At 49.8% G+C, this 11,023-nt stretch carries 5 protein-coding genes; all 5 read left to right on the forward strand.

Features of this window, described 5'->3' with window-relative positions:
• The first annotated feature begins 1 nt into the window (after window position 1).
• The 5 genes from HNQ56_RS14500 (at window position 2) to HNQ56_RS14520 (ending at window position 10,993) form a co-directional block, all read left to right on the forward strand.
• Window positions 2–2,227, forward strand: coding sequence for an alpha-galactosidase (locus HNQ56_RS14500; RefSeq protein ID WP_429147541.1), 2,226 nt, complete (start codon window positions 2–4; stop codon window positions 2,225–2,227).
• 55 nt (window positions 2,228–2,282) lie between these two features.
• Window positions 2,283–4,382 carry an alpha-galactosidase gene (locus tag HNQ56_RS14505; RefSeq protein ID WP_429147544.1) on the forward strand — a complete coding sequence of 700 codons (2,100 nt, stop codon included), beginning with the start codon at window positions 2,283–2,285 and terminating at the stop codon, window positions 4,380–4,382.
• 259 nt (window positions 4,383–4,641) lie between these two features.
• Window positions 4,642–6,732, forward strand: coding sequence for an alpha-galactosidase (locus tag HNQ56_RS14510; RefSeq protein WP_429147547.1), 2,091 nt, complete (start codon window positions 4,642–4,644; stop codon window positions 6,730–6,732).
• Window positions 6,733–6,758: 26 nt separating this feature from the next.
• Window positions 6,759–7,031: a hypothetical protein gene (locus tag HNQ56_RS14515; RefSeq protein WP_429147550.1), complete on the forward strand. Its 273-nt coding sequence runs from the start codon at window positions 6,759–6,761 to the stop codon at window positions 7,029–7,031.
• A gap of 197 nt (window positions 7,032–7,228) precedes the next feature.
• The gene (locus HNQ56_RS14520) at window positions 7,229–10,993 is read left to right on the forward strand and encodes a glycosyl hydrolase 2 galactose-binding domain-containing protein (RefSeq protein ID WP_429147553.1); all 3,765 of its coding nucleotides are present in this window, start codon (window positions 7,229–7,231) and stop codon (window positions 10,991–10,993) included.
• Window positions 10,994–11,023: the final 30 nt, after the last annotated feature.

Raw genomic sequence — 11,023 nt, forward strand, 5'->3', positions numbered from 1 at the left:
AGTGGATAAAAAGAAATTATTTATAATAGCAGGTCTGCTCCTATTGGTTGTCTGCGGGGGCTTGCTGGCAAGCAGAAGCCGGAAGGGGCAGCCGGATACCGGCCGGAAGGAAGACACCGAAGAGAATGAGAATGCAGACAGGCAGGGAGACGACATGACAGAGATAAAATTACTGGATAAGAATAACTTACAGGTAGATCAGATAGGGGAGGAACTGGTGATATCCAATTCTTCCATGAAGGTAGTATACCAGATCACCGCAGGTACGGCGGATATTTACCAGGGGGAGGAGGAGCTTCCCGCTCTCTCCGGTATATATGCGGAAACCGTCCTGGAGGATGGCACCGCAGTCAAAAGCACGGAGCTGGCAAGGGATACCCGGGACTTTGTAGAGGTTCAGGAGATAAGCGACGGCTTCGGCCAGGGTGCCCTGGTAACGGTGAACAGCCAAGGGAATGAGACCGCATTGCAGCAGAATTACTATATCTATGAGGAGCAGCCCTTTATCCTCCTGGAATCCGTGGTAAGCTCCGCCTCCGGCGTAAAGACCAATTATATGGCACCCATTCTGGCAAATAAGGGAGATTATAAATCAAATGTACTGAATATACCCGGAGAGGACACCCGATTTCTCTTCACTCCCTTTGATAATGACGCCTTTGTACGCTATGCTTCGGAGCCGTTAATCGCAGCGAAGGAAAGCTATGAGGTCACGGCGGTCTTTGATAATGTGACCCGTAAGGGCATGATTGCCGGATCCGTCACCCATGATACCTGGAAGACGGGGATTACCGTAAAGCAGGGCGGCATCGATGCCATTACCCAGTTCTGCGTGTTCGGCGGCATTACCTCCATCCAGACCAGGGATATTCTGCCCCATGGCTATGTATCCGGTTCCTCTGTGGCTTCTCCTAAGATATTCCTGGGCTTTTATGAGGATTACCGGGACGGAATGGAGGCCTACGGAAGGGCCAACGGGGTGATTGCACCGCCCCTTGCCTGGGATAAGGGAGTTCCTATGGGATGGAACAGCTGGTCAGCGGTTGCCGATAAGGTCAGCTATGATATCTATACCAATTCCTCTGATTTTGTTAAGGAAAATCTACAGCATAACAGCTTTAGCAATGACGGCGTGGTTTATATTAATTTTGACTCCTTCTGGGATAACCTGTCGGAGTACCAGCTGAAGCAGGCGGCCCAGCATGTGATAGATAACGGGCAGATACCGGGAATCTATTATACCCCTTTTACCTTCTGGGGAGGGGGCTACACGGCAGGTACGGTGGAAGGGACCGATAAGAAATACAGCTGGCAGGACCTTGTGTTAAAGGATGAGAAGGGAACCATTCTGCCTGCGGTGGACGGCGGAGTGTCCATTGACCCCACCCACCCCGGCAGTACCATGCGTATGAAATATATGTTCGACAAGTTCCGGGAATGGGGCTACAAGTATGTGAAGCTGGACTTTATGAGTCATGGGGCAAGAGAGGGAATATTCTATGATAAGAATATCACCACCGGAATCCAGGCGTACAACTATGGAATGCAGCAGCTGCTGGATATCCTGGGGGAGGATGTGAAGAAGCAGGATTTCTTCATCAGTCTTTCCATCGCGCCCATGTTCCCCAGCCAGTATGCCCACAGCAGACGTATCTCCTGTGATGTGTTCGGCGAGATCGGGAATGCGGAATATATGCTGAATTCCCTGACCTATGGCTGGTGGATGAACGGAACCATATATCCCTTCAATGACCCGGATCATATCGTAGTGTACAACAGCTATAACCACAGGGATGCCATCCTCTATAACGAGGGCCTGACCCGTTACATTTCTTCGGCAATTGCCGGCACCATGATGATTGACAGTGATGATTTCCGCATCAAGGAGGCCAGGGAGCGCGCCAGGGAGATTCTCACCAACGAAGAAATCAATGAGGTGGCAAAGGCCGGAATCAGCTTCCGTCCGGTGGAGGGCAATACGAAGGACAGGGCTTGTGATACCTTTATGCGCTATGACGCGGAGGAGGATGTGACCTATCTTGCAGTCTTTAACTTCAGTGCCACGGAGAATAAGAAGATGACCGTGGAGCTTTCCAGGATCGGTCTTGATCCGGGGTTAAAATACCAGATGTATGATCTGTGGTCAAAGACAAACCAGGAGATTCAAGGGTCGGCAGAGATTACCCTGGAAGAGGCGCAGCCTAAGATATTCAAGATCTATAAGTAACAGCACATTACAATACAAGGTTGGCATCATGCAGAACAGGAAAGGCGGGGAAATTATGAGGAATCACGAAAAAGACTGTTGCAGGCAGAAGATTTTGTTAGAGCGGAATGAGCAGAGAATCCGGTTAACCAAAGGAAAGCTCCATATGGAATATGACATAGCATCAGGGACGGTTGCTTTAAGGGATACGGACAATCAGTATCTGCTGAAAGGAATAACCGCTGAGGCGAAATTGAAGGATGGAACCTTCATCAGCAGTAAGGATCTGAAGAGAAATCCCGAAGCGGACTGTCTTGTAACCGCTCATAGGGACGGCTTTGGAGAGGGGATAAAGCTCTCCGTTCAGAGCAGGCGGGAAGACGGGGTAATTCTGGAACAGAATTTTTATGCCTACGAGGACTATGATTATCTTCTGCTGGAGGCGGTGCTGCTTCTGGACGGCGGGATCAGCACCAACTATATTGCACCCTTGGCGGAAGGAAAGCTGGAATGCAGTATAAAGGGAGATCTGCGGTTCTTATCCGCACCCTTTGACAATGATGATTTTGTACGGTACGCGTCCCAGCCCCTGCAGTCCGCCGGGGAAAGCTATGAGATTACATCCATCTTTGACAATGATACAAGAAAGGGTATGGTAGCAGGCTCCGTAAGCCATGACATCTGGAAAACAGGAATACAGGCAGGGCAATACTGCGGCAGCAATGACAGCGGCAGCTGTGCCGAAGGTTATGCCGGGCTTACAGGGTTTAAGGTATTTGGAGGCATTACTTCAAAGCTGACAAGAGACAGCCTTCCCCATGGCTATGTAACAGGCAGAGTCGTATCATCGCCAAAGATTTTTTTCGGCTTCTTCCAGGACTACAGGGACGGTCTGGAGGCTTACGGGAGGGCCAATGGGATTATTGCGCCGCCCCTTCCCTGGGACAGGGGAGTCCCCATGGGGTGGAACAGCTGGTCGGCGGTAGCCAAGGATCTCAGCTATGAGATCTATACCGGAGCTTCTGATTTTGTGAAGGAAAAGCTCCAGGCCGGAAGCTTCGGCGACCGGGCGGTATACATTAATTTTGATGCCGGATGGAACAAGCTTACGGAGGAACAGCTGATTAATGCGGCCAGGCATGTGAAGGCCAACGGTCAGCTTCCCGGAATATATACCACACCTTTTACCTTCTGGGGCAAGGATTTTGACCGGCCGGTGGAGGAATCGGAGGGGCTTTATACCTGGAGGGATCTGCTGCTGAAGGATGAGCAGGGGAACATCCTGCCTGCCTATGACGGGGGCTATTCCATCGATCCCACCCATCCGGGAAATTATATGCATTTGAAGCAGCTGTTCGGGAAATTCCGTGCATGGGGTTACCAGTATGTGAAGCTGGACTTTATGTCCCACGGCAGTGTAGAAGGGGTTCATTATAACCGGGATATCACCACGGGAATCGCTGCCTATAACTACGGAATGCAGCAGTTAGTGGATATTATGAAAGAGGAGATTGAGAAACAGGAGTTCTTTATCAGCCTGTCCATCGCTCCCCTGTTCCCGGCCTGCTATGCCCACAGCCGCAGAATCTCCTGTGATATCTTCGGAACCATTAATTTTGCGGAGTACATGCTGAATTCCCTGACCTACGGCTGGTGGATGAACGACAGCGTATACCGGTTCAATGATCCGGACCATATTGTGGTGTATAACAGCTATAACCACCGGGATCCCATTCTCTATCATGAGGGGCTGACCCGCTATATCTCTTCGGCAATCTCCGGAACCATGATGATTGACAGCGATGATTTCCGGATTAAGGAGGCCAGGGAACGAACAGCGGAGATTCTCACCAACGAGGAGATCAACGGGGTTGCCAAGGCGGGGATCACCTTCCGTCCGGTGGAGGGCAATACGGGTGATCAGGCCTGCGATACCTTTATCCGGCAGGATGAAGAGGGAGCTGCCGAGTATCTGGCAGTGTTCAACTACAGTGCGTCGGATAAGAAGGTGAAGGAGCTTAAGCTGGAACGTTTGGGGCTTGATCCTGACAGGGATTATGTGCTTCAGGATCTGTGGTCGGGAGAGCGGGAGACGGTAAGGAAAGAGATAACCCTTCGGATGGCAGAGGCGGAGCCGAAGCTGTACCGGATATGTCCCTGCAAAGCAGGAGAGTAATGATACACTATATGATAGCTTGCAGTATCATAGCATATCATATTACGACTTGCCGTATTATGGTATGACCTATTATGACTTGCCGTATCATGGTATGACCTATTATGACTTGCTGTATCATGGTATGACCATATTACGGCTTGCCGCATCATGGTATGACCATATTACGGCTTGCCGTATCATGGTATGACCATATTATGGCTTGCAATATCATAGTATAAATATTTGGTGACATCTGGTCACGCAATGGAGGTAACGAATGATTACACATCAGAATAATTTATTTAATATTACTACGAAGAATTCATCTTATGTTATGGCCTACTCCAACTGTCTGCAGAATATTTACTGGGGTGAGAAGCTTCATGGAGAGGATCTGTCCTGCTATGTCAAGGAACGCGGACACAGCAGCTTTGATCCGAACCTCAACCTGGAACGGGATGAATATGGCTTCTGGAACAGCTATTCCTTCCTGGAAAGCTGCCTGAAGGTGAATTATCCTGAGATCAGGAAGCTGGATATGGTTTATCTGGAGCATTCCATCCAGCAGGTGAATGAGAAGCTGGAGCGTCTGACTCTCCGGTTTAAGAACAGCTACTCTCAGCTATATGCGGATGTGGTGTATGAGGTATATGCGGAATATGATATTATCTGCCGGTATGCTAAGATCACCAACGAGGGAGAAGAGGTCATTCTTGAGAATTTGAAATCTGCCTCCGTCAGTATTCCGAAGCTGGAGAAGTACCGTGTGAAATATCTCACCGGCAAATGGGCTGCGGAGACTCAGGTTAATGACCAGTATCTCACCACCGGAGCATTTACCCTCCAGTCCCGCTGCGGCAATACGGGACCCCACTATAATCCAAGCTTCGCCCTGGATGACGGTACGGCGGATGAGACAAGGGGCAGTGTATGGTTCGGGCTCCTGGGCTACAGCAGCAACTGGCAGATAACCTTTGAGAGGACAGTTTATAATAATGTACGGGTAACGGGCGGTATCAGCAATTTTGATTTTTCCTATAGGCTGGGGAAAGGCGAGAGCATCACCACACCGGTTATGACCTTCGGCTATTCCGCCGGAGGCTATGGCGAGATGAGCCGTAAGCTCCATGACTTTGAGGTTGACCATATCTTCCCCAGACGGAAGCCGGGAAGGGTTCTGTATAATTCCTGGGAGGCGACCGCTTTTGATGTTACCGCAAAGAATCAGAAGGAGCTTGCCCGGAGAGCGGCTCAGATCGGTGTGGAGCTGTTTGTCATCGATGACGGATGGTTTGGAGAGCGTCATAATGACCGGGCGGGACTGGGTGACTGGTATGTGAACAAGGAGAAGTTCCCCAACGGATTATCGGAGATCATTGATTATGTAAAATCCCTGGGCATGGATTTCGGCATATGGGTGGAGCCGGAGGCGGTGAATCCGGACAGTGATCTGTACCGTGCCCATCCGGATTGGATTTATCGTTTTAAAGACCAGGAGCCCATGCAGGGAAGAAATCAATATACCTTAAATATCAGCAAGAAAGAGGTTAAGGAATTCATTATTAGTTTCATGTCGGATTTGTTATCAAAGCATGAGGATATCACCTTTATTAAATGGGATATGAATAAGACCCTGACGGATGTGAGTGCGGGAGATACGGCAAAGGATAAGGAGCTTTGGTACGGGCATGCCCAAGCCCTTTATGAGATATGGGCGACCCTGCGGGAGAGATTCCCCAAGGTGGACTTTGAGGTGTGTGCGGGCGGAGGCTCCCGGATTGACCTGGGCATCCTGCAATTTGCAGACCAATGCTGGCCCAGTGATAATACGGATGCATATGAAAGGCTGTTTATTCAGGAGGGCTTCTCTTATTTCTATGCGCCTCGCATTATGACTGCATGGGTTACGGATTCCTCCTCCGGATGCTCCAATAAATTTGAAAGACCTTACAGCTACCGTTTCCATTCTTCCATGATGGGAGGACTGGGCATTGGGGCCAATATCAGCAAATTTAGTGAGGAGACCTTAGAGGAATTTAAGAACTATATCAGTCTGTATAAAGAGATACGGGAAACTGTGCAATATGGAAAGCAGTACCGCCTGTCCTCCGTACGGGAGAGCACCTTGCATGCGGTGGAATATATCAGCAGGGATGACAGTGAAGTTGTAGTATTTGCCTTCCGGCAGGGTTATGAGTTTGGGAAGGAAATGCCGAGTCTGAAGCTTTGCGGACTGGATTCCCAGGCGTTATATCAGATAGAAGGGGATGACAGGGTTCTTCATGGAAGCACTTTGATGAGGATGGGTCTTGAGACGGGGCTATGGGGTGACTTTGATAGCCGCTTTATCCGGATTAGACGGGTGTAATGATAGGAGGGTCAAAAGGATACTGGATGGTTATAGATCAGAGCAGGATGCCTTTTGACCCTTTTGATATTGAATGGGTTGGGCTGTGCGGTAAATCTGAGTGGATCGATATCCATATGGGCTTGCCTTTAACATCCCATGATTGCCAAGTGCAGGCAATCAAGGGAAGCCCGGTCTGCGCCCATATGGATATCGATCCACTCAGATTTACCGCATTAGTATTGAGAAACATTTTGTTGGATGGAACATTGAATAGTGAACTGAAAAAATTGAATGAGGGAACTGTAAAATTAAATTAGTGAGCTATGAATTATAGAATTGGATGAGAGAGCGGTAAAGTTAAAGCAGGGAATTATAGAATTGAATAAGAGCACTGTAAAATTAAATAAGTGAACTGCAAAGTTGAATGAGAAGGCTATAAAATTGAATTGGTGAATGGTGAAATTAATTAGCGAACCATGAGAAGGAATGAATGGATTATAAATATGGAGGATTTATGTCAGGAGAAATAACGAAAGTACGTAATCTTGCCTATCGGCGGGCGGCTTATCAGTCCAGCTCCTATACGGTTAATGAGACGGCGCAGCTGGTGACGGCCGGACTGGAGCCTGCGGATGAGTCGAAGATGGCATATGAATTTTTGCACAGGGATGGGAATCAGTCAAGGTACGGTAATGTGAAGTATCTGTTTGATTATGGAAAGGATACTCAGTTTGAGACTTATACCACCGATACATGGGTACAGGTACGGCTGCCGAGAAGAACGCGGCTGGGCAGCTATACGATAAAAGCGGGAAGCTGCTGCGGGGATTCCTGCCCTTTTCCTTCGGTCTGGACTTTGTACGGGTCAGGAGACGGGGTGGAATACCATGAGCTGGATCGCCAGGTGAATCAGGTGTTTGCCCAGCATGAAACGAAGACCTATCCTGTTGATGAAGCGGCGGGCTATACTCATTACCGGCTCAGCGTCGAGGAGGTGTTAAGCGGGGATCGGATTCATATGGCGGAATGGTCCCTTCAGGATACGGAAGGCCGCCGGATTCTGGCATCCTATGATGAGAATGTATTCTCCTATGTCAGCGCCTGGATGAGCGCAGGCAACCAGGAGGAATGGGTTTATGTAGATCTGGGAGGAGATAGTGTTATCCAGGGGGTAAAGATTTATTGGGGCAGCATGTATGCCACAGTGTATGAGATTCAGGTATCCGGGGACGCCAGGAACTGGGTTACGGTGGCGGAGGATTGCCAGGGGTGCGGGGGAACGAAGGAAATAAGCTTTTTCAGCTGCAGTGCAAGATATGTGAGGCTGTATCTTAAGGAAACCGATCCGGGGAATATCGCTTATATCGTGAGGGAATTCCAAGTCTTTGGAACCAATGATGTGAAATACCTTCCGGAGAGCGGCAGGAAAGAGGAGGAAGGGAAACAATTCCTAAATCAGAATTCCTGGAAGCTGGAGAGGGCGGAGAGGTTGAAACTGCCCGAGAGCCCGGAATTAGCCGGTAGCTTAGGATTATTACTTGAGAACCGAGACGGCTTGCCCGAGGTACCGCTTGCGGGAACGTTGCTGGCAGGGGAGATTGAAACCGGCAGTTGCAGTACTTCCGACATGGAGCTGGGGATGCGGATTGCATCCGAGAGGTATGACACATCCGGCTGGCTCCCTGCTGTAGTACCGGGGACAGTGTTTTATTCCTATGTAAGGGCCGGGGCAGTGGCTGATCCTTGCTTTGAGGACTGGCAGAGGTGTGCTTCCGACAGTCATTTTAAGAGTGATTTTTGGTATCGCACCAGCTTTACGGTTCCTGGGAATAAGAAAGGGCAGAGGGTTTGGCTGAATTTTGACGGCATCAACTGGAAAGCGAGGGTATTCCTTAATGGGGCCTATGTGGGCGCAGTGAATGGAGGATTTACCCGGGGAAGGTTTGATATTTCATCTCTGATTCGCTATGGGGAAGAGAATAGCCTTGCCGTTCTTATTCTTAAGAATACGGATCCGGGGACTGCCTATACCAGTAACAATGACGGTCCCGGAACCATGGGAGGGGTGTTTGGCAATGACGGAAGGATCGGCGAGGATGCTCCTACCTACAGCGCGGCTAACGGCTGGGACTGGGTTCCCACGGTACGGGGACGTAATATTGGAATTTATAATGATGTGTATCTGACCTATACCGGGGCGATTCAGGTGAAGGATCCCTGGGTGGTGACCGTATTTGACCGGAAGGATAATGGGGAGCCGGATTTAAGCAGGCTGAATATGACTTTAAAGGCGGAGCTGGCGAATTCCTCGGATGAGACGGTGACGGCGGTCCTTCGGGGAAGGATTGAAGAGCTGCCGGAGCTGGTGTTTGAGCAGGAGGTGGTACTGAAGGCTGGAGAAAGCGTTCAGGCAGTTATCGGGCCTCTTGTGCTTGAGGAGCCAAAGGTCTGGTGGCCCAACGGATACGGAGAACAGCCCTTGTATCATATGACTGTCACGGCATCGGCGGAGGAAGAGGGATCGGATACGAAGCATTTTCAATTTGGTGCCAGGGAGTTTACCTATACACTGACGGAAAGTGATGAGACAGACAGGAATGGTTATAAGAACGGCAATAATCTTGCGATTTTGTGCAATGGGGTGCGCATTGTTATCCGGGGCGGCAACTGGGGCTTGGAGGATATTCATTTGAATGTGGATGAGGAGCGGTATGATGACAAGATCCGCCTTCACAAATACGAGAATTTTAACATCATAAGAAACTGGGGCGGCCAGACCTATGATGAGCAGCTTTATAAGGCCTGTGATAAATACGGGATTCTGATCTGGGATGATTTCTTCTTTCCCGGATGCTGGCTCCATAGCCCGAAGGAGCCTGGGATGTTCCTTGAAAACGTAAGGGACCGGATATGCAGGTTCCGCAGCCACGCCTGCATTGCCCTGTATTGCGGAGCCAATGAGATGCATCCGGAGGTGGAGGAGATTGAGAAGGGGATAAGAGAGTATGTGCGGGTACGGGACGGTGTCAGGCACTATATTCCCAATTCGGCCAAGGCGCCGGTTGCCGAGGACGGGCCTCATAAGGCAATGCTCCCGGAGTTTTATTTTCAGAATACTCTTCCGGATCTTATGAACAGTGAACGGGGTATGCCGAATATTCCTGTGGCAGAGACGATGCGGATGATTTTTTCGGAGGATAAGCTGTGGCCTCATAATGAGCTGTGGGCGCTTCATGATTTTGCCCTTCGGTGGAATGTGGATGGCGGAGGCTATTTGAAGAAATTAGAGGATTATGGGGGGTTTGACAGCTTTGAAGAGATGCTTCGGAGAGCCCAGATGCAGAGCTATGAGCTGCATAAGGCCATGTTCGAGGGTTCCATCGCTTCCCGCAGCCACGGTCTGATGATGTGGATGAGCAATCCGGCATGGCCCTCCCTGGTATGGCAGAGCTATGATTATTACCATGATGTGAACGGAGGTTATTACGGCCTGAAGACCGCCTGCCAGCCGGTGAACCTCATATGGAACCGGGCCAATAACCGGATGGTGCTCTTTAATGGCACACCCAGACAGGAGGAGCTGACGGGGGTTCTGAGAATTTATGATCTTCAGGGCAGGCTGCTCCGCGAGAGAAAGGAAACCGCCAAGGTGGAGAAGTCTTCTTTGAAGGAGTTGTTTTCCGTAGATTTCAGCGAGTATGCTTCGGATATTGTATTTCTTAAGACCTGGGTATACTTTGCGGATGATGGATCCACGGTTGACATATCCATTACTGGGAATGCGAAAATTGCTGGTGACGCAGATATTACTGACAATGCAGATATTGCTGGGAACACAGGAGATGCTGGCAAAGCAGACAGAGAAGAAGGCAGGCTTGCAGGTGAGAATTTCTATTGGCACAACCATAGAAGCAGCAGGGATTTCCGTACCATGTCACAGCTGGAATATGTTCATCTACAGGCCTGTATGGAAGAGGCGGACGGGACATGGCAGCAGGAGGCGGGATGGAGCGGATACAGCATGGAGCTTGCCAATCTCTCGGAGGTTCCGGCCTTGCAGATCCGGATCAAGGTATTGCGGCAGGAGACCGGGGAACGGGTATTGCCGGTGTTCTATGAGGATAATTATTTTTCCCTTATGCCCGGAGAGAGGAAGAGGGTCCGGCTGGAATTCAGGAACAGTAATCTCATGGGAGAAAGTCCTCAGTTTGTAGTGGAGGGCTTTAACATCCACCGGCAGACGGTAGGTATTCACCAAGAGGGGCTCATTTGCAAATAGAGGATCAGCCCGAAGGAAAGTGAGAGTTGA

It is taken from the genome of Anaerotaenia torta (genome assembly GCF_050433395.1).
Taxonomy (GTDB): domain Bacteria; phylum Bacillota; class Clostridia; order Lachnospirales; family Lachnospiraceae; genus Mobilitalea; species Mobilitalea torta.

Coding starts and splice junctions, on each gene's coding strand:
- HNQ56_RS14515 (WP_429147550.1), top strand. CDS start 6,759: ATGGTTATAGATCAGAGCAGGATGCCTTTTGACCCTTTTGATATTGAA.
- HNQ56_RS14505 (WP_429147544.1), top strand. CDS start 2,283: ATGAGGAATCACGAAAAAGACTGTTGCAGGCAGAAGATTTTGTTAGAG.
- HNQ56_RS14510 (WP_429147547.1), top strand. CDS start 4,642: ATGATTACACATCAGAATAATTTATTTAATATTACTACGAAGAATTCA.
- HNQ56_RS14520 (WP_429147553.1), top strand. CDS start 7,229: ATGTCAGGAGAAATAACGAAAGTACGTAATCTTGCCTATCGGCGGGCG.